Below are 25580 nucleotides of genomic sequence, written 5' to 3'. Positions count from 1 at the left end.
AGCACGCGCAGCCTCCAAGAGGAACGGGCGGCGCTGACATGGCACCGTTACCTGTGAAACCCCACGACATTCCCAATCTCATCACCGGCCTGCGGATCCTGCTCGTGGCGCCTTTTCTGTGGCTGCTGCTGGAGGAACGCCACAGCGCGGCGCTAGTGCTGTTCGTGATCGCCGGCGTCTCCGACGCGCTGGACGGATTCCTGGCCAAATACTATGGCTGGACCAGCGAGCTGGGCGGTGTCCTCGACCCCATCGCCGACAAACTGTTGCTGTTGGGCGCGATCCTGGCGCTGGGCTGGCTGCATGAACTGCCGGGCTGGCTGGTCATGCTGGTACTGGTACGGGATGCCCTCATCGTCAGCGGCGCGATCGGCTATCATTTTCTGATTGCGCGCTTTCGGGCCGCGCCGCTGATGGTCAGCAAACTGAACACCTTGCTGCAATTGACGCTGGTGCTTGCGGTCGTCGCCAACCACGGGATCATGCCGCTGCCAGCATGGCTGCTGGAAACCCTGATCGGCCTGACCGCGCTGACCACCGTCTGGAGCGGCATGGCCTATGTCGGATACTGGGGCCGCAGTGCTTGGCGTCAGCGCCATCATCCCCCCAACCGACCGCCGCCATCACCATGACTCTCGAAAAGCAGCCCGCCCCCCAACAGCCCAAACTTCCCGATCCGTCTCGGGCACGCTTCTGGCTGATCGTCATCGCGGTTTCCACCGTTCTGCTGTACCTGCTGGCACCGGTGTTGGCGCCATTTCTGCTCGCCGCTCTGCTGGCCTACCTGGGCGACCCGCTGATCGACCGGCTGGAAGCGCGCAAGCTGTCGCGATCCTGGGCGGTCAGCCTGGTATTCGGCGCGCTCGTGCTCGGCCTGTTGCTACTACTGCTGTTGGTAATCCCGGTGCTCACCCATCAGTTCAAGGGACTGTTGCACCGGCTGCCGGACTATATCGACGGGTTCAACGCCAGCATTCTGCCGTGGTTGCGCGATACGCTGGGTGTCGACCCAGACTTGTTAAACTTCAGCCAGTTGCGCGTGGAACTGCTCAAATACGCCGATGATATCGGCGATCTGGCCGCTGGGCTGTTGCATTCATTTCGAGAATCGTCCGATGCGATTTTCACCTGGCTGGCCAACCTGGTGCTGGTGCCGGTGGTCACCTTTTACCTGCTGCGCGACTGGGACTTGCTGGTCGCCCGGGTTCACGACCTGCTGCCGCGGCGCATCGAACCGATCATCAGCACACTGGCGCGAGAATCCGATCAGGTGATCGGTGCGTTCCTGCGCGGTCAGTTCGTGGTCATGGGAGCGCTGACGGCGATCTATTCGACGGGGCTGGCGGTCATCGGGCTGCAATTCTCACTGCTGATCGGCATGTTGGCCGGGCTGGTGAGCTTCGTGCCCTATCTGGGCCTGATCACCGGCGCCAGCGTCGCCAGCATCGCCGCGATTCTCCAATACCACAGCCTGCTGAGCGTGGTTCCGGTGCTGATCGTTTTCGGCGTCGGCCAGTTGATCAGCGATCTCGTGCTGACCCCGAAGCTGGTCGGCGATCGCATCGGCCTGCACCCCGTGGCGGTACTGTTCGCGGTGCTGGCCGGTGGTCATCTGTTCGGCTTCTTCGGCGTCCTGTTGGGACTACCGGTGGCGGCGGTGATCGCGGTGGTGCTGCGCCACGCCCATGAGGAGTATCTCAGGAGCATCTTCTACAGTGACTGAGCCGCCCCATCTTCCCGTCCTCTCCCCGTTCAGAACGCCGGTCGCAGGTCCAGCACCCGTCGGGCCTTGCCCTCGGATACTGGCAGACTACCCGGTGCGTGCAGTTCGACCGACGGCTTGACCAGGATGGCGGCACGGATCCGTTCGGCGATGCGCTCGCGCAAGTCGCCCAGCACGCGCGCATCGCCAGCGAACAATGTGGCGTGGATTTCGGTCTTGACCGCCAGCCGGTCCAGCGCCCCGCGCTTCTCGACCTGAATCAAATAATTGGTGCCGACTTCCGGCACCTTCATCAGCGCTTCCTCGATCTGCGACGGGAAGACGTTGACCCCGTTGACGATCAGCATGTCGTCGCTGCGACCCTTGATCCGCGCCAACCGGCGGTGACCACGCCCGCAGGGGCAGTGACCACCGACCAGATGGGAAAGATCGCGGGTACGGTAGCGCAGCAACGGCGTGGCCTGCCGCTGTAGCGTGGTCAGCACGATCTCGCCAGTTTCCCCCTCGGCGCAGGGCCACAAGCCGCAAGGATCGATCACTTCCAGCAGGTAGGCGTCTTCCCACAGATGCAGGCCGGTCTTGTACAGGCATTCGAACGCCACGCCGGGACCGTTCATCTCGCTCAAACCGTAAGAGTTGTAGGCATCGATTGCAAATAGCGTTTCGATCTTTCGGCGGGTTTCTTCCGAATGTGGTTCGGCGCCGATGAAGGCCTTGCGCAAGCTCGGCGGATTGGTATCGATGTCCTCACCCGCCAGCGCCGAGTGCAGATGCAGCAGATAGCTGGGCGTGGCATGCACCACGCTGGTCTGGAAATTCCGCATCAACTGAACCTGGCGGCTGGTGTTACCGGAACTGGCCGGGATCACCAGCATCCCCACCCGCTCGGCGCCGTAATGCAGGCCCAATCCGCCGGTAAATAACCCGTAATGGGTCATATTCTGGAACACGTCACGGCGGCTGGCGCCGGTGGCGACGATGCAGCGGGCCACCAGTTCGGTCCAAGCATCGAGATCGGCCTGAGTGTGGTAGATCACGGTCGGCATACCGGTGGTGCCGCTGGAGGTATGCAACCGCACCACCTGCTCCAGTTCGACCGCCAGCAGGCCACGCGGGTAGGATTCGCGCAGATCTTCCTTCGTGGTATAGGGGATGCCGCGCAGGTCGCGCAGGCTGGCGATGTCCTCGGGACGGTGCAAGCCAACCTCGGCCAGCCGCCGTCGGTAAAAGGGGGTTTTCAGCGCCCAAGCCACGGTTTTGCGTAGATTGGCGAGTTGCAAACGCTCAAGCGCCTCCCGATCCAGAAACTCAACCGCCGGATTCCAGACCGGTACCTTCATGCTGTTGGCCCTTGCCTCGCCTTTATTGAATACGGTACTGAAATGGTAGCATGAGCGCCCTGACCGTCGCCCCACCGCCGCGCTGGAGTTCACATGTTCCGCTCGTTCCCGGTTCTCGTACTGATTTTCATCTTGCAAAGCGCTTGCGCCCAGGAATTCCAGGCAACGCCCATCACGCTCGCCGATCGGTCCGGTCCCGGCGACACCCATGCAGGCATTCGCTGGCTCGGTGCGCTGCGATTAACCCGCGCCGAGTTCAATGGCCTGAAATTGTGCGGCCTGTCCGACCTGGCCTGGGACGAGGATGCGGGGCTGTTGTACGCCATCTCCGACATCGGCGGACTGTTCCATTTGCGGCCGGAATTCGACCCGCGCGGGATACTGACCGGAGTGCAAGTGGTGGCCGCCTATCCGCTGCTGGACGTATCCGACCAACCAGTCCGGCCGCCTTTCGACGATGCCGAGGGCCTGGCGATCCGCAACGGTGATAACCGAACGCCAGGCGATACTGAACTGCTGGTGTCGTTCGAAATCAGACCGCGCGTGGTGCGTTACAGCCCCACCGGCCAATGGCGGGGCGAGGAACCCTTACCCGCTCTCCTGCGCGACCTGCGCAACTACCGCGATATCAACCAAGCGCTGGAAGCGGTGACCATCGATCCGCGCTGGGGCGTGCTGACCGGAACCGAGGCACCATTGCGCGACGACCCGGCTGGCCGGATACGCCTCTTCGCCGGCGATGGCCGATTCTGGAGTTATCCGCTCGGGTCCGCGCCCGGCAGCGCGCTGGTTGCCATGGAAGCACTGCCTGACGGCGGTCTGCTGACGCTGGAACGCGCTTTCGTCGCCCCCCTGCGGCCTCTGATCATCAGTCTGCGCCGCACCGAATTGCCGCCGGTGGGAGGAGAAACACCGTTAACGGTGACCGATGTGGTGGTCCTCGACAGCAGCCAAGGTTGGCTGCTGGACAATTTCGAAGGCTTGACCCGCTATCGGGACCGACGGTTCTTCATGATTAGCGACGACAACTGTAGTTCGTGGCAGACAACCCTACTGGTGCATTTCGAACTGCCGCCCGCCACCCCACGATCCAGCTCGCCTTGAACCGCTTGAGGCCGATGCCAATGCCGCACAACCACGCGATGCTGCAATGCCAGAATCGGTTGACAAGAATTATGGCAAGCGCCAATATGTTGCGCTCAAATCAGTCGAGAGTAAGGTTCCCGCCATTGTCGCCAGTCGCAAATTGCATCGTTACCGCGTTGAACGTTCCTCTCACTAACTTCTTTATTTTTTGCATCCGTATGATGCTGCTGGTGCGCGGCGCAAGTCGCCTCTCGCCAACGCATGGCGATTTTCAACACAAATAGGGCTATCCGGAGGTCAACTCGATGGAAGATGTGGTCATCGTTGCCGCCGCCAGGACCGCAATCGGCAACTTCATGGGTTCACTATCGACGATCCCAGCCAACATTCTGGGCGCCAAAATCATCCAGGATCTGCTCGGGAAAGCCGGGATCAAGCCAGAACAAATCGACGAAGTGATCCTTGGCCAAGTGCTGACCGCCGGCACCGGCCAAAACCCGGCCCGCACCGCGGCGCTGAACGCCGGACTACCCATCGAAGTGCCCTGCCTGAATATCAACAAGGTCTGCGGCAGTGGTCTGAAAGCCGTGCATCTGGCCTATCAGTCCATCCGTGACGGCGACAATCGGATCGTGATCGCCGGCGGTCAGGAAAGCATGAGTCTGTCCCCGCACCTCCTGCTCGGCTCGCGCCGCGGCACCACCATGGGCGACGCCAAGCTGATGGATTCGATGCTGAACGAGGGACTGCACTGCGCCATCAACCACTACCACATGGGGATCACGGCCGAGAACGTCGCCGCCCAGTGGGGTATCTCCCGCGAGGAGCAGGACGCTTTTTCCGCCGCTTCCCAAGACAAAGCCGCCGCCGCGATTCGCGACGGCAAATTCAAGGACGAAATCGTGCCGATCGAGATCCCGCAGCGCAAGGGTGCGCCGATCGTGTTCGATACCGATGAGTTCCCACGAGCGGGAACCACCGCCGCCAGCTTGGCCAAGCTGCGGCCAGCCTTCAAACAGGACGGAAGCGTCACCGCCGGCAACGCTTCCGGTATCAACGATGGCGCGGCCGCCGTCGTGGTCATGACCGCCAGCGCCGCCCACGACCTCGGTCTTAAGCCACTGGCGCGCATCGCTGCTTACGCCAAGGCCGGCGTCGATCCAAAAATCATGGGCACAGGTCCGATCCCGGCCTCTCGCGCCTGCCTGCGCAAGGCTGGCTGGACGGTGGACCAACTTGACCTGGTCGAATCCAACGAAGCATTCGCCGCTCAGGCGATCTCCGTTAACCGCGAAATGGGCTGGGACACCAGCAAAGTGAATGTCAACGGCGGCGCCATCGCGCTGGGCCATCCAATCGGCGCTTCCGGCTGCCGCATTCTGGTGAGCCTGCTGCACGAAATGGTCCGTCGTGACGCCAAGAAGGGTCTTGCGACCCTGTGCATCGGCGGCGGTCAGGGCGTTGCTCTGGCCGTCGAACGCGATTGATTCCAACCAAAAATCCGAGGAGAAGTCTCTAATGTCTCGAGTCGCAGTCGTTACTGGTGGTATCGGTGGTCTGGGCACGGCCATGTGTAAGGCGCTGGTTGAACAGGGCCGCCGCGCCGTCGCGGTCGACTACAACGGCCTCAGCCAGGAAGCCGTGGACAAATGGAAGGCCGACCGCAAGGCCGAGGGCCTCGACATTCCGGTCTATCTGGCCGATGTCACCGATTTCGAGTCCTGCGCCGAAGCGTGCAAGAAGATCGAGGCGGAAGTCGGTCCGATCGAAATTCTGGTCAATAACGCTGGCATCACCCGCGACTCCATGTTCCACAAGATGACACCGGAGCAGTGGAACGCCGTCATCAACACCAACCTGAACAGCATGTTCAACATGACCAAGCAGGTCTACGGAAAGATGGTGGAACGGGGTTGGGGCCGCATCGTCAACATCTCGTCGGTGAATGGCATTAAGGGCCAGGCCGGCCAGACCAACTATTCAGCGACCAAGGCGGCGGTCTATGGCTTCACCAAATCGCTGGCTCAGGAATGCGCCAAGAAGGGCGTCACCGTCAACTCGATCTCGCCCGGCTACATCGGCACTGAAATGGTGCGGGCTATCCGGGAAGACGTGCTGGCGTCCATCGTCAAGACCATTCCAGTCGGCCGTCTGGGCGAGCCTTCCGAAATCGGCCGCACCGTCGCCTTCATGACTGCCGAGGACGGTGGTTTCCTGACCGGCGAAGATGTCACCGTTAACGGCGGTCTCTACTTCCGCTAGCCCTGAACCGCGCGGCGCTCGCTTTCCGGCCAGCGCCGCGCCGCTTTTATATGCCCGCCATGAGCGAACTGCGCACCATCAAAAAGTACCCGAATCGTCGGCTCTACGATACGGCCATCAGCAGCTACATCACCCTTGAGGATGTCAAGCAACTGGTGCTGGAACGCGCCGAGTTCCATGTCATCGACGCTCGCACCAATACCGATATCACCCGCGGGATTCTGTTGCAGATCATCAGCGAACAGGAAGAGCAGGGCAATCCGATTTTTACCGCGGAAGTACTGGCGCACATCATCCGCTTCTACGGCGACACCCTGCAAGGCATGATGGGCAACTATCTGGAGAAAAGCTTGCAGGCGTTCGTGGACCAACAGCACCTATTTCGGGAGCAGATGCGCACACTGATCGGCAAGAATCCGCTGGCGATGATCACCGAACTGGTGGAGCACAACCTCTCGTTGTGGAAAAGCGTCAACGAACGATTCCAGACACCCTACACCCCACCGGAGACGGTCAGCGAATTAGCCACCCTCTCCCAGCAAGTCGCCCGAGCCGACGGTTCAATGGCAAGCAGCGAACCGGAAAAGCCCAGGAAGGCGCGGAAAGACAGCAAAAATTGATGGATACCCTTTCTGGATTCCATGCCGTGCGTGGCCGACAGCGCTTTTTCTAACGCGCCAGCAACCAAGTCGCGACGGCCGGCGGCACTTCGCGTTGGGCGCGGCTGCTAACGTAAATGCCAATGTGCCCCCCCTGGAAGGAAAACTCCGAGTAATCCCGACTGCCACAGCATCCCGCCAAAGCCTTGGAAGCGGCGGGCGGCACCAGATGGTCCTGAGCGGCATATACATTCAGCACCGGCATGACGATGTTCCCCAGATTCACCCGCCGGTCACCGATGCTCACTTCGCCCTTGATCAGCTTGTTCTGCTGAAAAAAATCCTTGGCAAACTGGCGGAACGCCTCGCCGGCTTGGTCCGGGCTATCGAAAATCCATTTTTCCATCCGCAGAAAATTCCGCAGCGCCTGGGCATCATCGAGGATATCGGTCAAGTCCACATACTTCTGCCCGGCCAGCCGAAACGGGCTGAGCGACAAAAAGGTGAAATTCAGCAACTGGCCCGGCAGGTTGCCGAGGGTATCCACCAATAAATCCACGTTCACATGCCGGATCAGGTGGGTCAACAGGTTGTCCGGCGTGTGGAAATCCACCGGGGTCACCATGGTGACGAGGTTGCGAATCTTCTCCGGATAGAGCGACGAAAAGCACAGACTAAGGGTGCCGCCCTGACAGACTCCCAGCAGGTTGATCGCATCCTGCCCGCAATGCTCGCGCAGGGCGTCCACGCAATGATCGATATAGCGATGGATATAGTCCGTCAGGCTCAATTCGTGGTCGGCGGCATCCGGGTAGCCCCAATCGATCAGGTAGACATCCAGACCGGCATCCAACAAACCGCGGATCATGGAACGGTCTTCCTGCAAATCCATCATATAGGGGCGGTTGACCAGGGCGTAGACGATGAGCAGCGGCACCGAGTGCGGCTTTTCCACCCGGGGCCGATAGCGATACAGCGTCAGCTTATCTTCCTGATAGACCGCCTCCCGAGGGGATACGCCGGTCTCGATCTCGCCTAAATCGTGCAAGGCCCGACCACCCTGGGCCAGCTTGGCGCTGAAGGATTGGAGTTCCTCGGCAATCCGTTCGGATGTCAGACCGATCATGAAGTAGCTTCTCCGCGCGTGCAACAGCCTAGCAATGCGTTCAGCAAACGGCCGCTGAGTTCACTGTACTCGGCGCTACGCAGCATTCGGCCGTAGGTTTCTTCGTTACAATCCACCCATAAATTGAACAATTCGCGCAGGCTGTCGGCAACCTCGCCGGAGGCCGCGCGTTCGCGCAGCCGTTGTTCCATAAGATCCAGCGCGACCATGGCCGACTGCCGCAGCACTTCGAAATACTCGCCCTGGACCTGCTGGTAGGTCTGCCAAGTATCGGCGCTCTGGCCAGCGCGAGGGGCGATGGCGGAAACGCCCAAGGACGCAGCGGACTGCTGCCAGCTTTCCAGGGTCAACGTCCACAGACGGGTCAGATCGGGATCGATGTTCGAATCCTCGGTCGATTGGGCAACCGCCGCCTTGAATCGGTCGAAATGCTGGCGCAGCGTAGTGTCCCAGTCGGTCGGCTGAGAGCTGGCGTTCGGGGACTGTTCGGCGAACTGGCGGATTTGCTCGCCGAACGCCAGATAGGCGCGCGCCTGTTTGAGCAACAATTCGACATCGAACATGCCCGGCTCGGCAGTGGAATTTCGATCAGTCATGGGCAGGAAGAAATTCTTTGGATGGTAGTGTTGATATGACCTAAGTATAGTGGGTCAATCAGATCGGTGCAGGGCGTCACATGGGCCCGGCTGACTTCCACGATTCAGGGCGAAGCCCGCTTGGGAACCGGTAGATCCAGGGCAATGGCTTCCGCCCTGAACTGCTTGAGCCGGGCGCGCAACTGGGCTTCCCGATTCGGTGACAGGCCAGGATTCCGGAGACCGAGTTCCAATTGCTCGATGGCGGGCAGCAGTTCGCCGTTCAGATAGTGGTATTCAGCCATGGTGGCATGGGTTGCCGCCATGTCGCCCGTCCGCTGCGCCGCCTGGGCATAGCTTGCATACAGCAGGGGATCGTTGGGATGGCGGCGCAGATGAGGTTGCAGCAAGCGCATCGCCAACTTCGGATCGCCCTGAGTGGCCAGAGCGCGGCCGTAGTGCATGGCCAAGGTAAAATCATCCGGATAGAGCTTGCGGGCCTCCTCGAACAACCGCCAGGACTGTTGCCGGTCGCCTTGGGCCAGCGCGATTTCCGCCGCCTCGACTCGAAAGGCCAACCGGTCGGGGTCGCCGCCGACCAGGCGCGCCACCTGTTGTCGGGCCTCATCATAACGGCCAGCCTGACGCAGTGCCAGCGCGTAAGCATAGCGCGTGGCGGTTTGGTCGGATGTACCGCCCTTGGCCAACAGGGTTTCCAATTCCCTGATCAGGGTATGGGTATCCTCGGTCGCCAGCACCTGTGCCCGGGCCTTGGCGAGATCGTAGGCTTTGCGGTCGCGGGGGGTGGTGCGCCGCAGCGGCGGGATCTCGATTCGATCCTGAGTATCGGCGACGCGACTCTCCGGGCGTGGGTGAGTCAGCAGCATTTCGGGAACTTGGTTACGAGCCTCGCCACTGGACATACGCTCCAGTTTGCTAAAGAAATCGCTCATGCCCCGAGGATCGAAACCGGTCTTGGCCAGCAGTTGCATGCCGATGCGGTCCGCCTCCTGTTCGTTGGCGCGGGTAAAACTGATTTGATGCTGGGCGCTGGCGGCCATGGCACCCACCATGGCCGCTTGACCGGCCTGGCTGCTGGCCGCCGCCAGCGCCGCCGAGGCCACCATCGCCGCCGCCAGTGGCAGTGTTAGCCGCTTCATGTCGGCAATGGCGCGAACGATGTGCTTCTGCGAGACATGGGCGATTTCGTGGGCGATGACCCCCGCCAGTTCGTCCTCCCGTTGCGTGGACAACAACAGGCCGGTATTGATGCCGATGAAGTTATGCGGCAGGGCAAACGCATTGATGCTGGGGTTACGGACCAGGAAAAAAGTGAATGGCACGCCGTTCTGATCGGCGTAGGTCACGATGCTCTGACCCACGGAATCGAGGTACTCGTTCAACTGTACATCGTCCAGTACCACCCCGCGCGCACGGAGCTGCCGCATGATTTGCAGACCCATTTGCTGCTCGTCGTCGGCGCCGAAATACACCCGCGATGGATCACCCATATCCGGCAACAGGATGGATTGCGCGCCCACCGGTGCGAATGAAGCGCCCAGCGACAGACTCAAGATCAGGGGAAGTAAACGATGGGACATGGAGTTTTTGACTGGCGGCGAATTTACAATAAGACTTGGGAATGCGCGGCTCGTTCCACAAAATCGTGCCTAATACACCGTTCGCCGGAGAGGCCCACCCAAATGCCACGCCGGATTTCGTTGGTCGCGGTCTACTGCATGGTTTTGGCCGGTTGCGCCACCATGCAAGGCGCATCGACCAGCCCGGAAGCCGCCACGTTGCGTTCGTCAGACGATCGGGCGGTGCCGGCCACGCCGGTGCCCGCGTCGTCGCCAAATGCGGATTTCATCGAGGAACGCGCGCTGCAAGCCTACGCGACCGGGCGCTGGGACGTGGCGGAAGGGTGTTATCTGCAACTGACCCGTTTGCAGCCACGAGAAGCCGGTCCCTGGTTCCAGTTGGGCAATCTCTACGCCGAACAGGGACGGCTGGATGTGGCGGAGCGCGCCTATCGGGAGGCGCTGCGTCGCCGCGACGATGCGCGAACCCTGCACAATCTCGGCCTGGTGCAGGTACGGCTTGGGGTGGGCGCCCTGCGCGAGGCGCGCGAGCGGTTGCCGCCGGACGACCCGTCCCGCCAGCAAACTCGCGAGTTTCTGCGGGCGCTGTTGGAGGCGATGGCGCAATGAATCCGGATTCCGCCACCATCGAACCGGCATGGTAGCCGGTTCAAGTCCATTGGGTGAAATAACTCGGGAGGAAGTGAGATGGCTTACCAACACATTTTATTCGCCGCCGACTTTGCCGACGAAGCCTTGCGGGTCGGCGCGCGCGCCAAGGACATCGCCCACCAATATGGTGCTCGATTGAGCCTGATCCATGTAATCGAGGATGTAAATATCAGCTTGGGCGGCGGTTATGAGTTGCTGCCGGTATTGCCGGATTTACCCGACGAGGCGCTGTTGGGAGAAGCACGGAAGGCGCTTGGCGAAATGGCACGCCGCCTGAAAACGGAAGGCGCCGCACAATGGGTGGTCAGCGCCCCTTCCACCAAGGAGGGCATTCTCGACGCCGCTCGGGAGCACGACGTTGACCTGATCGTGGTGGGTAGCCACGGACGCCACGGTTTGGCGCTGCTGTTGGGATCGACCGCCAACGCCGTGCTGCATGGTGCTCCATGCGACGTGCTGGCGGTGCGGATTTGATGGAATTCACCTATCCCTGCTCGCCTTTCAAGGCCGATTCCGTGTGTGGTTCCACATCCACCGATACTTCCAGCGAGTGCGAGCCGCCGCCGGTCATCACCCCGGTGAGCGGCGCGACATCGCCGTAATCCCGGCCCCAGGCCAAGGTGACGTGCCGCTCTCCCGGTATGCAGTCGTTGGTCGGGTCGAACTCCGCCCAGCCGGTGCCGGGAACATAAACCGCCAACCAGGCGTGCGATGCATCGGCGCCGACCAGCCGCGGCTGACCTGGTGGCGGTATGGTTTCCAAATAGCCGCTGACGTAGCGCGCCGCCAGACCCAACGCCCGCAGGCAGGCAATCCCCAGATGAGCGAAATCCTGGCAGACTCCGCGTCGCTCGCTCAGGACTTCGCCCAACGGAGTCGCCGTTGTCGTGAAGTGCGGATCGTAAGTAAATTCCTGATTGATGCGCCGGTTCAGATCCGCCATGGCCTCCAGCAGCGGCCGCCCCGGCGGGAAGCTGGGTTCAGCGTACTCGCGGAAGGTCGAATGCAGGCTCACGAACGGCGAATCCAGCACGAACAGCCGGGCCTCGATGATTTCGGGGTCCGGATCTTCCCTTAGCATCTTGCACGCCTGTTCCCAGGCCATGGATGGGCTGGACGGACCGAACGGCCGGGCATCCAGTACCTGGACCTCGGTGACAAGGGTGACTTCAAGACGCTGATGAATGTCCTGGATCGCAAAATACAGCACTCGATTGCCAAAAAAATCCTGCCGCTCGGCGGATAACGCCGGCCGTGGTTGAATGGTGATGCGGCTGGGCCGGCAACACTGCCAGCTCGCTTCCCGCGGCAGCAACCACGCCTGGTTGTGGCACAGAGCGACACCGCTGCTGTAATGGTAGAGCGTACGATGGGTGATGGTGTACTTCACGGCTGCATGGTGATCAGTTGCCGGGGCACTTCGGCGTGGCTGAAATGGCTGTGGGTCAGGGCGTCGGACAGGCTCGACAATGGGGTGTGCAGCGCGTCCAGCAAGCGGCTCAGTTCGGTGCTGGAGCGGGTGCTGTCGTGGGAGAGCGTCGCCAAGGCTTCGATATCGGCCAGGCGCAGGGTGGTGAAGGCTTCCAGAATCAAGCGTTCCTCGGCGTTGCGATACGTGGAACTCACCGACCGGCGCAGCCGACCGATGTTGTGTTGCAGCCGCTGCAACTGATAGCCGACCGACCGGGGGTTGCCTTCATCGAACAGCAACAGATCGATGATCGCGGTCGGATGCAGCGCGGAGCGATAGCGGCGACGGTAGGCAGTCAGATTGTCGGTGAGGGTGAGCACCACCTCCCACAGTGGCAACCCTGGATTGCGGGCGGTAATGAAAGCCAGCTTAAACAGATCCAAGGTGTGCAGCACTCGTTCCAGATGGCGGCCGATGTCGAAGAACAGCCAACCATGATGATGAGGCATGGTTTCATTGCTGAGCCCGGAAAACGCCGCCATCAGCATCAGATCTTCTTCCAGCAGCTCCCGTGCCTGGCGGGCACCCAATCCTTTGGGTGGCTCCTGGATGCTTTGCTGCAAACGATTCAGCAAGCGCCAGCTATCGTCGCCCAGATGATTGCGCACCGCGCGGCCGGTTCGCAGCAAGCCATCGAACAGCGCCTGCATGCTGCTGGGGTGCTCCGAATCGGCAATCAGGTCGAGCAGTTCCTGGCGCAGCGTGAAGAACCGAGCGCGCGGCGATTCCGCCACCGGCGGCACTGGGATTTCCAGGGCATCGAGCAGGTCGTCCAAACAGCGCTCGTCGGTGTTGTCCTGCTCCCATTCCAGCAACCGCCCGAACGCTTCGCGCAACAACCGCGCGGTGCTGTCGAGCCGTTCAAGGTAGCGACCCATCCAATACAGGTCATCGGCAACCCGGCTGGGCAGATCACTGCCATCGCGAGTCACCACGATCGGGCCGTAGGATTGTCGCAACAAGCTGACATGGCGTTGAGGGGTTGGTGCCAGCACCCACCAGTCCTTGCTGATGCCGCCGTTTTGCAGCGAAGCTTGCAGCGTGTCCAGGCCAGACGAGACCCGGGCCAATCCGCCGGGCATGACTCGATAACCGTCGCCGTCGGCGACCACGAAGCCGCGCAGGATCACCGGTCGCGGCATCAGCCGGCCTTCTTCCAGCACCGGCGCGGTGGACAGCGGCAGCGGCTCCTGACCGACAAAGCGATATGGATTGGCGTGAATCCGCTCGACCAGCCGCGCGCGGGCCGCCGCGTCGAGCTGGCTGCCGTCCCAGCACGGCCCGTCCGCCAGGATCGAGCGCACCACCAGTCGATCCAGATTCGCCAACACGTAACTGCGTTCGGCCGGGTCGCCGCACCACCAAGTGGCCAGCGACGGCAGTTTGAGATCCTCGCCCAGCAGATGCCGGCACAGCAGCGGCAGGAAAGCGGCCAGTCCAGGATTTTCGATGAGGCCGCTACCCAGGGCATTGGCCAGCGCGACATGACCGCCGCGCACTGCTTGCAGCAGTCCGGGAATGCCCAACAGGGAATCGCCGCGTAGTTCCAGCGGGTCGCAGAACGCGTCCGATACCCGCCGCAGGATCACGTCCACCGGTCGCAACCCGCCGAGGGTTTTCAGCCAGACTCGGCCGTCGCGCACCACCAGATCCTCGCCCTCGACCAAGCTGAGCGACAGATAGTTGGCCAAGTAGGCATGTTCGAAATAGACCGGGCTATTGGGACCGGGCGTCAGCAGTACGACATGCGGGCTGTCTGGGTTATGGCGCGCCATGCCAGCCAGCGTGGCCCGTTCGGTTTCCAGAAAACTGGCCAGCCGACGCAAGGGCGCGTCGCGGTACAGCATCGGCAAGGCTCGTGCCAGAATGACCCGGTTTTCCAGTGTGTAACCGGCGCCGGACGGCGATTGGGCACGGTCTCCGTGGATCCGGAATGCGCCGTCCGGCCCGCGGGCCAGGTCCACGCCGTGAAAGGTCAGCCAGCGGCAGCCAGCCGGCAGCGACTGATGGCAGGACGGTAGAAAACCGGGGTGGGCATAGATCAGCTCCGGCGGCAACCAGCCCTGACGAATCGCCAACCGTCGGTCGTAAAGATCGGCCAGCAGGGCGTTCAGCAGCCGCGAGCGCTGCTCCAGCCCGGCTGCCAGCACGTTCCATTCCTCGCCGGTCATCAGTAACGGAATGGGGTCGACCAGCCAGTGCCGCAGCGAGCCACGCGGATCGTTGTAGGTATTGTAGGTCACTCCATCCGATTGCAGCAGACGTTGGATTTCGGAATGCTGGCGCTCCAGTTCCACGCCACCGATTCCCTCCAACGCCCGCGCCATATCGCCCCAATGGGGGCGCAACAGACCGGGCGCCGCGAACATTTCGTCGTAGCCGGACTCGGCGACCGGGTAGTCGCCCAGCAGCGGGCTGTTGCCGGCCAGATTCGAATCATCTTGATAGGCGACAGAGGCTTCAGGCATGCAAGTTTCCATGGAGGAGGCTACTGCGATACCGCTTACCGGTCGTACGGCCATGACCGAAGCGGCTTCGGCGCGCGGCTGGCCGGAAAGCTGGGGGTATCGTGCGGCGTCATGCGAAAAAGCGGTTTCAAGCGCGAGGACAACCCGGTCCGAACCGAGCGGCCGGGCCAGCGGCTGGCCGCGCGATCAGTCGCGGAGTTGGTTGGTGGTATGGCGCAACCGTTCGGCCATGACCCGCATGACCTGGATGGCAAAGGAAGGCGTCAGCCGGACCAGAGCCAGAAAGTGCGTCCGGCTGACGGGCGCCAACACGCAGCCGGTGCGGGCGATGGCCGTGGCGCTGCGGGGTTTGTCATCGACCAGCGCGAGTTCTCCGAGAATGCCGCCAGGACCCACGGTTTCCAGAACATGGCCGCCATTCATCAGGATGTCGACCTCGCCTTCCACCACGATATAGAGGTTATCGCCCGGCTCGCCTTCCCGGAAAATGGTCTGGCCGGCCGTGAAAGAACGGTTTTCTTCAAGCTGGTTAAAAAGATCCTGGTTGCGCATGGATCGGTGTCTCATCGTGCGGAGGGTCGATGGGGATATCCGCGCCTTGGCTTGCCAAACGGTTGGTGCGATAATTTCGCGGCAGTTTAACCGACTTTGCGGAGGTGTGATAGGGCACGCTCCAGACATCGCCCCGGCTTTCCCAAAATCCATTCGGAGTGCGCTCATGCCCGGTTGTGTCGAAAAACGGCAATTTGCCCGCACCGAAATCAACGCCGCGATCCAGTACAGGATTGCCGGCACCGAGATATTGAACGAGGGCGTGATGGGCAATATCGGCGGGGGGGGAGTCTTGTTGTGGACCGAGCAGGAACTACCGGTCGGGACGACGCTGTACCTCTTCATCCACTCGGACGAATTGGCGGAGATCGAACTGGAGGCAATGGCCACGATCGTGCGCGTCGACCCCACCAAGAAGGACGGGTGGTTCGGTTACGGTTGTCGGTTCGAAGCACTCTACAACAACCCCCATGTTGGCTGAGCCTCCCGTCCGGTCGCCGGATGCCCGCCAAACAGACCGCCATCGCGGCGCTGGAGTGGCGTCGGCATGAAAACCGTGGTGGTGATCGACGCGACCTGCGATTTGCCGGATGCTTACGTGCGGCAACATCGCTTAAGGGTGTTGCCCAACAAACTGATCCTGGGCGATCAAGTATTTTCCGATACGCGGGATATCAATCTGAGTCTGGCTTTTTTTCACCGTTACGCCGCGTCGCCGAATCTGAAGGCGACCAACGAACCTTGTCCGGCCGACGCTATCGCCGCACTGTTTCTGGACCGATGGGTGGTCGAGCACGACCGGGCGATCCTGATCACTCTCTCGCAAACCCTCAGCACCTTGTTTCAGAACGCGACCGAGGCCTATTTCGCCATCCTGCGCGGCTACCGTGAAAAGCGCCGGCTGGCCGGACTGCTGACGCCGTTCCATCTGAACGTGCTCGACAGTAGAACCGTTTTCGCCGGTGAGGCGGTGCTGGCCGATGCGGTGATTCGGCTGCTTCGGGATCAGGATTTGGCCTTCAACGAATTGCGCCGACGGATCGAGGAGTTCCGGCGGTACGTGCGCTGCTACATTCTGCCCGGAGACTTGGCCTATGCGCGCAACTGGGCAAAGGATAATGAGGAAATGCGCATGACGTTTCCAGAGTCTCACCTGGATGGGTTGCTCGGCAACAAACCGGTGGCCCGCTGTTTCGATGGCGAAATCGAACCGGCGTTCAAGGGGCGCGGTTTCGACAAGGCCTTGTCGAAGCTGCTCGATCATGCTCGGAAAACGGTCGAACTGGGCCTGAAAACCCCATTGGTGGCGATCAGTTACGCCGGTGACCCGCAAGCGCTCAGACAGAAGCCCTGCTTTGTCGAATTCGAACGGTACACTCGCCAGTGGGGCATTGAAGTCATGGTATCCATCATGAGCGCGACCGGTGGCGCCAGCATCGGCCCTGGCGCGCTATCGCTGGCTTACGCCGCCGACTGAATCCCGTTCACACCGTCAAATATTGCCGCACCAGATCGTCATTCAAATCGGCAATCGCTCCGGTGGCCACCGCCCGGCCCTTGTCGACAATACAGAACTGCTGGGCGACCCAACGGGCGAACGGCAGCTTCTGCTCGACCAACAGCACGGTCATACCCAACTCCCGATTCAAGCGCTGCACCGCCACACCGATCTCCTGAACGATGGTGGCCTGCTCGCGGCTTCGGTCGATCTGCTCCTGATTCAGCCGACGGATCACCCGACCGATTTCCCGGACCACGTTGGGCTGGATACCCTCGGTGGGCTCGTCCAGGATCAACAGGCGCGGTTCCAGCACCAGGGCGCGGCCGATGGCCAGTTGCTGCTGCTGGCCGCCGGATAGATCGCCACCGCGCCGCTTGAGCATGGTCTGGAGCACCGGGAACATTTCGAAAATCAATTCCGGGATGCGCCGCAAGCGGCGGGGATTGGCCGCCAGGCCGATTTTCAGGTTTTCCTCCACGGTCAGTAGCGGAAAGATCTGGCGGCCCTGCGGCACGTAGCCGATGCCGAGCGGCGCCCGCCGTTCCGCCGGCAAACGACTCAGATCTTCGCCGGCGAAAGTGATTTGGCCTGAGCGGATCGGCAGCAAGCCCATCAGGCACTTCAGCAGCGTGGTCTTGCCCACGCCGTTGCGGCCCATCAGGCTGATCACCGCGCCTTCCGGCACCTCCAGCCCCAGATCCCACAGGGTATGGGATTCGCCGTAATACTGGTTCAGACCGTTAATGGTAAGCATCGCCGGCTCCCAAATAGACTTCGATGACCATGGGATCGACCTGCAACTCCTCCAGCCGTCCCTCCGCCAGCACCCGTCCCTGATGCAACACGGTCACCTGATCGGCGATGGAGCGGACGAAGCCCATGTCGTGTTCGACCACCACCACCGAGTGCGCGCCGGCCAGCGAGCGCAGCAGCTCGGCGGTACGCTCCATCTCCGCCGGGGTCATGCCGGCCACCGGCTCGTCCACCAGCAACAGACGCGGCTCCTGCATCAACAGCATGCCTATTTCCAGCCATTGCTTCTGGCCGTGCGCCAGAATGCCAGCCCGGCGCCCGCCGTGTTCGGACAGACCGACCTGTTCCAACACCGCACCGATGCGGTCGCGTTCTTCGCCGCTCAATCGGGTGGACAGCAACCCGCGCAACCGCTTGGCGCCCGACATCGCCAGTTCCAGATTCTCCAGCACGGTCAGCGGTTCGATCACGGTCGGTTTCTGGAACTTGCGGCCGATGCCGATCCGGGCAATCGCCGGTTCGTCCAGCTTGAGCAGATCGATGGTCTGGCCGAAAAACACCCGCCCGCTGTCCGGCTTGGTTTTACCGGTGATGATATCCATCATGGTGGTCTTGCCGGCGCCGTTGGGACCGATGATGCAGCGCAGTTCGCCATCGCCGATATACAGCGACAGCTTATCGATGGCCTTGAAGCCGTCGAAACTGACGCTGACCTCTTCCAGATACAGCAGGATGCCGTGGGTCGCATCGACCGGGCCAACCGGCGTATGCAGACCCGCCGCATCCAGGTCCGAGACGAATTCGCTCATGCCGTCTTCTCCTTGCGCCGCAGCAAGCCGATTAAACCGTAGGGCAATAACACCGTGACCGCCACGAACAATCCGCCCAGGGCGAACAGCCAGACTTCCGGCAAGGCCCCGGTCAACCAGGTTTTGGCGTAGTTGACCAGCACCGCGCCGATCACCGCGCCAACCAGCGTGCCGCGCCCGCCGACCGCGACCCAGATCACCGCCTCGATGGAGTTCAGCGGCGCGAATTCGCCGGGATTGATGATGCCAACCTGCGGCACGTACAGCGCCCCGGCCACCGCGGCCAGCATCGCCGACAGGGTGAACACCAGCGCCTTGACCCGTTCCACCCGGTAGCCGAGAAAGCGGGCGCGGTCCTCGCTGTCGCGGATCGCCACCAGCACCCGGCCCATGCGGGTCGAGACCAGCCAGCGGCACAAAAGATAACCGCCGGCCAAGGCCAGGGCGGACAGCACGAACAACACGATGCGGGTTCCGTCGTCATGCAGTGGGACGCCCAGCACATCCTTGAAATCGGTCAAGCCGTTGTTGCCGCCAAAGCCCATCTCGTTGCGGAAGAAGGCCAGCATCAGTGCGTAGGTCAGCGCCTGGGTGATGATCGACAGGTAGACGCCCGACACCCGCGAGCGGAAGGCGAACCAGCCGAACACGAAAGCCAGCAGGCCGGGCACGACCAGTACCATCAGCGCCGCGAACCCGAAGCTGTCGAAGCCATGCCAGTACCAGGGCAGCTCCGACCAGTTCAGAAACACCATGAAATCGGGCAACAGCGGATCGCCATAGACTCCGCGCGTCCCGATCTGGCGCATCAGGTACATACCGAAACAGTAGCCACCCAGGGCGAAGAAAGCGGCGTGGCCCAAACTCAGGATACCCATGTAGCCCCACACCAGATCGATGGACACCGCCAGCAGGGCGTAGCAGAGATATTTGCCGAGCAGGGTGACGGTATAAGCGGTCAGATGCAGTGGGTGATCGGGTGGCACCAACAGATTGAGAACCGGAACAGCGATGCCAAGGATGAGCAGCACGGTCAGCAACACCAGTCCGGCGCGATCGGAGACGAGCCAAGAGGGGAGATGCATGGGTTCAGATCTCCGCCGCCCGCCCACGCTGCGGGAACAATCCGCGCGGGCGTTTCTGGATGAACAGAATCAGGAACACCAGCACCAGGATCTTGGCCAGCACCGCGCCGGACCAGGGCTCCAGCAGTTTGTTGGCGACGCCCAGCGACAGCCCGGCGACCATCGTGCCCCACAGGTTGCCGACCCCGCCGAATACCACCACCATGAACGAATCCACAATGTAGTTCTGCCCCAGATTGGGGCCGACATTGGTCAGTTGCGACAGCGCGACCCCGGCCACGCCGGCGATACCGCTGCCCAAGCCGAAGGTCAGCGCATCCACCCGCGCCGAACGAACGCCCATCGCCCGCGCCATCGCCCGGTTCTGCGCCACCGCCCGTACCTCCAAGCCCAGCCGGGTACGTTGCAGGGCCAGCCACAGCAGGGCAAACACCGCGATGCAAAAACCGATGATCACCAAGCGATTGAGCGTGACCTCCAGGGGGCCGAGCAGGATCGTGCCACTCATCCAGTCCGGGGTCGCCACCGAGCGGTTGAGGGGGGAAAAAATCGAACGTACCGCCTGTTGCAGGATCAGGCTGATCCCGAAGGTGGCCAGCAACGTTTCCAGCGGCCGACCGTAAAGAAAACGGATTACGCTGCGCTCGATGGCGATACCCACCAGCGCGGCCACCAGAAAGGCCAGCGGTACCGCCACCGGCAGCGACCAATTGACCGGCAGATATTGCTGGGTCAGCCATGTGGTATAAGCGCCCAGCATCATCAACTCGCCGTGGGCCATATTGATGACGCCCATCACCCCGAAAGTGACGGCCAGTCCGATGGCCGCCAGAATCAACACCGAACCCAGCGACAAGCCGAAGAACAGGGTTTCCGCCCAGCCGAGCAATTGCAACCGGAATTCGGTCTTGGCCAGCGCGGCCTTGGCGGCCTCGCGCACCGTGGCGTCGCTGTCTTCGGCGGCCACCCGCAGCAACGGGCCGCGCATCTCTGCTTGCGTCCATCCGCCCAGCGCCTTGGCGGCTTGCGCGCGCGCGGCGGCGTCGGAACTCGCCAGATCGACCAACGCCAAGGCCGCCGTCAATAATTCCTGGATTTTCTTGTCGGACTCCACCGCCAACCGCGCCTTCAGCCGCGCCGCGCCTTCCGGTTTGGGATTGCGCAGGAAGGCTTCGACCGCCGCCCGCCGCTGTTGTGGATCGGCGCTGGACAAGCCCAGGCTGGCCAAACGGTCTTCGATCAGGCTGCGCAGGCGATTGTTGACCCGGATGCGATCCAGATCACGCTTGACGGCTTGCCCCAATGCCTCAGCGGTAATGGCATCCTCAATGGCAATCTCGGTACCGTCGCCCAGACCGATCACCATCCGGTCGCCTTCTTCCTGGTAGTACAGGCGACTTTCGGGTAACGCACTGAGGATTGCGGCGACTCGGGGATGATCCATACCCACCAGAGTTTCAATCAAGGCCGCCTTTTCGGTGAAATCGGCTTCGCGGAGTTGCGTCAAGATAGTCCGCAGTGCGTCGTCATCGGCGGCGCGGACGGAGGATGCCGCGAAGAGCGTCAGCAACAGCAGGGCAAGACCGGTCAGCCCGGCGCGAAACGACGTGCGGAATACCATAAGGAGCGCTTCTCATCGGAGGAGTGAGTGAGAAATCCCCCCTCTTTGCTGAACTTGCGGAAATGGATCGGGTGGCTTTTAGCTTCCTTGGCCAAGGCGGGGCGCGCATGGCGCCGGGGTGATTGAAGCCGGCGCCACCCGATCATTTTTTGAAGATCAACCCAGAGGGGACCGGAGAGATTACTGGTAATTCTGGCCCGAACACTTCTTGGTGACGGTGTTGTAATTGCCGCACTTGATCTTGGGATCGGCCCAGTCGGCGGTAATATCCTTGCTACCCGGCAGGTAGTCGGACCAGGCGTCGCCCGGCACCAGACCCTTGGTCTTCCACACCACATCGAACTGCCCGTCGGCCTGGATCTCGCCGATGAACACCGGCTTGGTCAAGTGATGGTTGGGCAGCATCTTGGCCACGCCGCCGGTCAGATTGGGATACTCGATGCCGACCATGGTGTCGATCACCTTGTCGGGATCGGTGCTCTTGGCCTTTTCCACCGCCTTCACCCACATATTGAAACCGATGTAGGTGGCTTCCATCGGGTCGTTGGTGACGCGTTTCTTGTCCTTGATGAAGGTGTGCCACTGCTTGATGAAGGCATCGTTGGCCTTGTTCTTGATGCTCATGAAGTAGTTCCAGGCGGCGAGATGACCCACCAGCGGCTTGGTATCGATGCCGGACAGTTCTTCCTCGCCGACCGAGAAGGCGACGACCGGAATGTCGGTGGCGGAAATGCCCTGGTTACCCAGTTCCTTGTAGAACGGCACATTGGCGTCACCGTTGATGGTGGAGACCACGGCGGTCTTTTTGCCGGCGGAACCGAACTTCTTGATGTCGGAAACAATAGACTGCCAGTCGGAATGACCGAACGGCGTGTAGTTGATCATGATGTCCTCTTCCTTGACGCCCTTGGCCTTGAGGTAGGCTTCCAGAATCTTGTTGGTGGTACGCGGGTAGACGTAGTCGGTACCGGCCAACACCCAGCGCTCCACGCCCAGGTCGTTCATTAGGTAATCCACCGCCGGGATGGCCTGCTGGTTGGGGGCGGCGCCGGTGTAGAACACATTGCGCGACGACTCTTCGCCTTCATATTGCACCGGGTAGAACAGGATACCGTTCAGTTCCTCGAACACCGGCAACACCGACTTGCGCGACACCGAAGTCCAGCAGCCGAACACCACCGCCACCTTATCCTTTTGCAACAATTCGCGCGCCTTCTCGGCGAACAGCGGCCAGTTCGAGGCCGGATCGACCACCACCGCTTCCAGTTTCTTGCCGAGCAGGCCGCCCTTCTTGTTCTGCTCATCGATCAGCATCAGGACGGTGTCCTTGAGCGTGGTTTCGCTGATCGCCATCGTCCCCGACAGCGAGTGCAGCACCCCAACCTTAATGGTATCGGCGGCATGGGCCAGTGTGGTGCCCAGCGCCAGCGCGCCGGCCAGCAGCCAATGGGATAACTTCGGCATTGTCTTTGTCATGCGCAGCCCTCAATGTGGTGATTGACCGGCCCGCCCGGATGCGGACCCAGAGGGCGCTTCATCAAACGCCGTGCCAAACCACAATATCAATGATATTCAATCGATTGATTTGGACTGTACGTTGCGGGCAAAACAGTCGCGCCTTGTCATGGTGCAAGGCGCGGCCTTATTGCGGCAAAGCGGGGCGAAGGCGGTCGTAAGGATCGGGGCTGAGTTTCAAACAGGTGCATTCGGAGAACGGAATGGGTGCGGGCATCCGCTTGGAACACGATCGGCGAATTAATCCGCCGGGCCGCGTTCCGCGCCGAGCATCCCCCGCTCAACGATGAAATCGATCACCTGCTCCAGCCCCTGCCGGGTTTTGAGATTGGTAAAGACGAACGGCTTATCAGCGCGCATTTTTCCCGCATCGCGCTCCATGACCTCCAGTGATGCACCAACATGGGGCGCAAGATCGATCTTATTGATCACCAGCAGATCAGAGCGGGTGATGCCGGGTCCGCCCTTGCGCGGGATTTTGTCGCCGGCCGCCACATCGATCACGTAGATCGTGAGATCCGACAATTCCGGGCTGAAGGTGGCACTCAAATTGTCGCCGCCGGATTCGACCATCACCAGATCCAGATCGGGAAAACGCTCGCACAACTGCGCCACCGCCGCCAGATTCATCGAGGCGTCCTCGCGAATCGCGGTGTGTGGGCAACCCCCGGTTTCCACTCCGACGATCCGTTCCGGCTCCAGCGCCTGGGCACGGGTGAGAAACTGGGCATCTTCGTAGGTGTAAATATCGTTGGTGACCACCGCGATTCGATAGCGGTCGCGCAGCGCCTTGCACAGCGCTTCGACCAGGGCCGTCTTGCCGGAACCGACCGGGCCGCCGACGCCGACCCGCAGAGGTTGTGGATTCATGAATGGATGACCTGTTGAGGAGAAGGGGGTGAAAGATCCGTGGGCAATGAATATGCCAGCCAGTCTGGCCAAATTTTCGAAGATCGCTTATCAATCGCCAGCGACATTTGATTCCATTTTGACTCATAAAGGGGCATGCGTGGATCTGGGCTGTGTACCAATACTACTTGATCCCTCTTAACCGGTTCAAACCCTATTCAATCCTTTCAATTAACACTACTATTTTGTAACTTCTCAATAAGTCATGGCGGCCTTGGCTGACGATATTCAGTTAGAGTACCCCATCGAGTCTCCCATCCTCACCCTGGAATCACCCCCCGGCATGCCGACTCCCCCGATCCAACTCCCCGACCTCCCCGACGCGGAACGGACCCCGCTGGTCGAGCAGTTGTTGGCATTGATCGAAGCGATGGCCGAGACCATCCATCGTCAAGCAGAGACGATTCAGCAGTTGCGCGATGAGATTGCGGTGCTCAAGGGCGAGAAGCCGAAGCCGACGTTCAAGCCGAGCGGGATGGAGAAGCAAACCGATCCCAACGTGACGGACGGCCGTGACGGTGACGGTGACGGTGACGGGGAATCGAAGGGCAAACGGCCGGGTTCGGCGAAGCGGCACAAGACCCAGGACTTGATCATCCACGAGGAGTGTCCGATTCCGCCCCGCGACGTGCCGGCGGGCGCCCGCTTTAAAGGGTATCGGGATTTTGTGGTGCAGGATCTGAAGATCGAGCCGCACAATACCCGCTATCGGCTGGAAGTTTGGCGGACCCCCGACGGCGAGTATCTATACGGCGAGCTGCCGCCGGCGCTGCAAGACGGGCATTTTGGTCCGGGGTTACGTGCCTACGTGCTCTATCAGCACCATCAGTGTCATGTCACCCAGCCGCTGTTGCGCGAACAACTGCTGGAATGGGGCATCGACCTCTCCGCGGGGCAGATCGATGCCCTGCTGAGCGGGCACAACGAGCCGTTCTTTGCCGAAAAGGATCGGCTGCTTGCGGTGGGTCTAGCGGTGAGTTCCTTTATCTCGGTCGATGATTCGGGGGCTCGCCATCAAGGCCGCAACGGCTACGTCACGCAGATTGGCAATGATTTCTTTGCCTGGTTCTCCAGCACCGAGAGCAAGAGCCGGATCAATTTTCTGCAACTTCTACAAGCGGGCACACCGGTCTATCGGCTCAATGACGAGGCGTTGGCGTATTGGCGCGAGCAGGGGTTACCCCAGGCGCTCTGCCAAAACCTGATGGCGCATCCCACGGTGGAGGGGGTCACCACCGCGGCCTGGGAGCAACAGCTCGACGACTGGGGCCTGGTCACCGAACGGCATCGCCGCATCGCCACCGAAGGGGCCCTGGTGGGCGGGCTGTTCGCGAAAGGACTCTCGCACGACTTGGTGATCGTGAGCGACGGTGCCGGGCAGTTCGCCATTCTGCTGCATGCCTTGTGTTGGGTGCATGCTGAACGCCTGATTCACAAACTCATCCCGCTCGATGAGAACCATCGCCAGGACCAGGAACGGGTGCGCGACGAACTCTGGACGCTCTACGCCGACCTCAAGGCGTACCAGCGCGACCCCGATCCAGCGGCGATGGACGCCCTGCGCGCGCGCTTCGAGGCCCTCTTCACTCAGAAGACCTCCTTTGCGACCCTCAATAACACGCTCAAGCGTCTGTATACCCATCAGTCCGAGTTGCTCCTGGTGCTCTTGCGCCCCGACGTCCCGCTGCATACCAATGGCAGCGAGAACGACATCCGGGGGTTTGTGAAATGGCGCAAGGTCAGCGGCGGAACGCGCAGTGACTTGGGGCGACGCTGCCGCGACACCTTTGCCAGCTTGAAAAAGACCTGCCGGAAACTCGGGATCTCGTTCTGGGACTACCTGAACGACCGGATCGGGCAGGTTGGTGCGATCCCCCCTTTGCCAGAGATCGTTCGAGAACGGGCGGCGGCGGCAGAGGCCGTGCCGTGAGTT

The 25580-nt window shown here is 61.6% G+C and carries 24 protein-coding genes; 11 read left to right on the top strand and 13 right to left on the bottom strand.

The genetic code is table 11. The features are described from left to right. Positions 1 to 53: 53 nt before the first annotated feature. On the top strand, positions 54 to 632 hold the full coding sequence (locus IPM89_11980) for a CDP-alcohol phosphatidyltransferase family protein (GenBank protein ID QQS55899.1): 579 nt from the start codon (positions 54 to 56) through the stop codon (positions 630 to 632). Continuing rightward, complete coding sequence (locus IPM89_11975; protein ID QQS53585.1) at positions 629 to 1723, top strand: AI-2E family transporter; 1095 nt, start codon at positions 629 to 631, stop codon at positions 1721 to 1723. Before IPM89_11980 ends, IPM89_11975 begins: the two co-directional genes overlap by 4 nt. Positions 1724 to 1752: 29 nt before the next feature. On the opposite strand, the gene IPM89_11970 is transcribed toward IPM89_11975, so the two are convergent. Next, positions 1753 to 3063: a phenylacetate--CoA ligase gene (locus IPM89_11970; GenBank protein ID QQS55898.1), complete on the bottom strand. Its 1311-nt coding sequence runs from the start codon at positions 3061 to 3063 to the stop codon at positions 1753 to 1755. A 93-nt stretch (positions 3064 to 3156) separates the two neighbouring features. Between IPM89_11970 and IPM89_11965 the strand changes: the two genes are divergently transcribed. From IPM89_11965 to phaR, 4 genes are all read left to right on the top strand, one after another. Next, positions 3157 to 4167, top strand: a complete 1011-nt coding sequence (locus IPM89_11965; protein ID QQS53584.1) for an esterase-like activity of phytase family protein — start codon at positions 3157 to 3159, stop codon at positions 4165 to 4167. A 287-nt stretch (positions 4168 to 4454) separates the two neighbouring features. Beyond that, a complete protein-coding gene (locus IPM89_11960) occupies positions 4455 to 5636 on the top strand; it encodes an acetyl-CoA C-acetyltransferase (protein ID QQS53583.1) in 1182 nt (393 codons plus the stop codon). Positions 5637 to 5667: 31 nt separating this feature from the next. Then, positions 5668 to 6411, top strand: coding sequence for an acetoacetyl-CoA reductase (gene phbB / locus IPM89_11955; GenBank protein ID QQS53582.1), 744 nt, complete (start codon positions 5668 to 5670; stop codon positions 6409 to 6411). A gap of 50 nt (positions 6412 to 6461) precedes the next feature. Then, positions 6462 to 7031, top strand: coding sequence for a polyhydroxyalkanoate synthesis repressor PhaR (phaR, locus tag IPM89_11950; protein QQS53581.1), 570 nt, complete (start codon positions 6462 to 6464; stop codon positions 7029 to 7031). A gap of 49 nt (positions 7032 to 7080) precedes the next feature. Here the strand turns inward: phaR and IPM89_11945 are convergent, their stop codons facing one another. The 3 genes from IPM89_11945 to IPM89_11935 form a co-directional block, all read right to left on the bottom strand. Beyond that, positions 7081 to 8136 (bottom strand): class III poly(R)-hydroxyalkanoic acid synthase subunit PhaC, encoded by a 1056-nt coding sequence (locus IPM89_11945; protein ID QQS53580.1) that lies wholly within the window; start codon positions 8134 to 8136, stop codon positions 7081 to 7083. Beyond that, positions 8133 to 8732, bottom strand: coding sequence for a hypothetical protein (locus tag IPM89_11940; GenBank protein QQS53579.1), 600 nt, complete (start codon positions 8730 to 8732; stop codon positions 8133 to 8135). Before IPM89_11940 ends, IPM89_11945 begins: the two co-directional genes overlap by 4 nt. 104 nt (positions 8733 to 8836) lie before the next feature. Continuing rightward, positions 8837 to 10312 (bottom strand): M48 family metallopeptidase, encoded by a 1476-nt coding sequence (locus tag IPM89_11935; protein QQS53578.1) that lies wholly within the window; start codon positions 10310 to 10312, stop codon positions 8837 to 8839. Between IPM89_11935 and IPM89_11930 the strand changes: the two genes are divergently transcribed. Together IPM89_11930 and IPM89_11925 are read left to right on the top strand one after the other, a co-directional pair. Further along, a complete protein-coding gene (locus IPM89_11930) occupies positions 10304 to 10921 on the top strand; it encodes a tetratricopeptide repeat protein (protein QQS53577.1) in 618 nt (205 codons plus the stop codon). The two genes, IPM89_11935 and IPM89_11930, sit on opposite strands and share 9 nt — an antisense overlap. A gap of 78 nt (positions 10922 to 10999) precedes the next feature. After that, entirely contained in the window at positions 11000 to 11437 is a 438-nt protein-coding gene (locus IPM89_11925; protein ID QQS53576.1) for a universal stress protein, read from the top strand. A 10-nt stretch (positions 11438 to 11447) separates the two neighbouring features. Here the strand turns inward: IPM89_11925 and IPM89_11920 are convergent, their stop codons facing one another. The 3 genes from IPM89_11920 to IPM89_11910 form a co-directional block, all read right to left on the bottom strand. Continuing rightward, positions 11448 to 12353 (bottom strand): transglutaminase family protein, encoded by a 906-nt coding sequence (locus IPM89_11920; GenBank protein QQS53575.1) that lies wholly within the window; start codon positions 12351 to 12353, stop codon positions 11448 to 11450. Next, positions 12350 to 14902 carry a circularly permuted type 2 ATP-grasp protein gene (locus tag IPM89_11915; GenBank protein ID QQS53574.1) on the bottom strand — a complete coding sequence of 851 codons (2553 nt, stop codon included), beginning with the start codon at positions 14900 to 14902 and terminating at the stop codon, positions 12350 to 12352. The genes IPM89_11920 and IPM89_11915 overlap by 4 nt, the downstream gene beginning before the upstream one ends. A gap of 186 nt (positions 14903 to 15088) precedes the next feature. Then, positions 15089 to 15454, bottom strand: a complete 366-nt coding sequence (locus tag IPM89_11910; GenBank protein ID QQS53573.1) for a cyclic nucleotide-binding domain-containing protein — start codon at positions 15452 to 15454, stop codon at positions 15089 to 15091. 166 nt (positions 15455 to 15620) lie between these two features. Between IPM89_11910 and IPM89_11905 the strand changes: the two genes are divergently transcribed. Together IPM89_11905 and IPM89_11900 are read left to right on the top strand one after the other, a co-directional pair. After that, positions 15621 to 15935, top strand: coding sequence for a PilZ domain-containing protein (locus IPM89_11905; GenBank protein ID QQS53572.1), 315 nt, complete (start codon positions 15621 to 15623; stop codon positions 15933 to 15935). 66 nt (positions 15936 to 16001) lie between these two features. Continuing rightward, positions 16002 to 16931 (top strand): DegV family protein, encoded by a 930-nt coding sequence (locus IPM89_11900; GenBank protein ID QQS53571.1) that lies wholly within the window; start codon positions 16002 to 16004, stop codon positions 16929 to 16931. 7 nt (positions 16932 to 16938) lie between these two features. Here IPM89_11900 and IPM89_11895 read toward each other — a convergent pair whose 3' ends face one another. The 6 genes from IPM89_11895 to ureG all read right to left on the bottom strand — a co-directional run bounded on the left by IPM89_11895 (position 16939) and on the right by ureG (position 23608). Continuing rightward, positions 16939 to 17709 (bottom strand): ABC transporter ATP-binding protein, encoded by a 771-nt coding sequence (locus tag IPM89_11895; protein QQS53570.1) that lies wholly within the window; start codon positions 17707 to 17709, stop codon positions 16939 to 16941. Continuing rightward, positions 17696 to 18517 (bottom strand): urea ABC transporter ATP-binding protein UrtD, encoded by an 822-nt coding sequence (gene urtD, locus IPM89_11890; GenBank protein ID QQS53569.1) that lies wholly within the window; start codon positions 18515 to 18517, stop codon positions 17696 to 17698. Before urtD ends, IPM89_11895 begins: the two co-directional genes overlap by 14 nt. Beyond that, positions 18514 to 19602, bottom strand: a complete 1089-nt coding sequence (urtC, locus tag IPM89_11885) for an urea ABC transporter permease subunit UrtC (protein QQS53568.1) — start codon at positions 19600 to 19602, stop codon at positions 18514 to 18516. The genes urtD and urtC overlap by 4 nt, the downstream gene beginning before the upstream one ends. A gap of 4 nt (positions 19603 to 19606) precedes the next feature. Beyond that, positions 19607 to 21223 carry an urea ABC transporter permease subunit UrtB gene (urtB, locus tag IPM89_11880; GenBank protein ID QQS53567.1) on the bottom strand — a complete coding sequence of 539 codons (1617 nt, stop codon included), beginning with the start codon at positions 21221 to 21223 and terminating at the stop codon, positions 19607 to 19609. A gap of 180 nt (positions 21224 to 21403) precedes the next feature. Then, positions 21404 to 22699, bottom strand: a complete 1296-nt coding sequence (urtA, locus tag IPM89_11875) for an urea ABC transporter substrate-binding protein (GenBank protein QQS53566.1) — start codon at positions 22697 to 22699, stop codon at positions 21404 to 21406. A 279-nt stretch (positions 22700 to 22978) separates the two neighbouring features. Further along, entirely contained in the window at positions 22979 to 23608 is a 630-nt protein-coding gene (ureG, locus tag IPM89_11870; GenBank protein QQS53565.1) for an urease accessory protein UreG, read from the bottom strand. Between the two features lie 322 nt (positions 23609 to 23930). Between ureG and IPM89_11865 the strand changes: the two genes are divergently transcribed. Then, on the top strand, positions 23931 to 25577 hold the full coding sequence (locus IPM89_11865; GenBank protein QQS55897.1) for a transposase: 1647 nt from the start codon (positions 23931 to 23933) through the stop codon (positions 25575 to 25577). The last annotated feature ends 3 nt before the right edge of the window (positions 25578 to 25580 follow it).

It is taken from the genome of Candidatus Competibacteraceae bacterium (assembly GCA_016699715.1).
Lineage (GTDB): Bacteria > Pseudomonadota > Gammaproteobacteria > Competibacterales > Competibacteraceae > Competibacter.
Note: the sequence above shows the minus strand (reverse complement) of the source record. Positions and strands in the feature narration are given on the sequence as shown.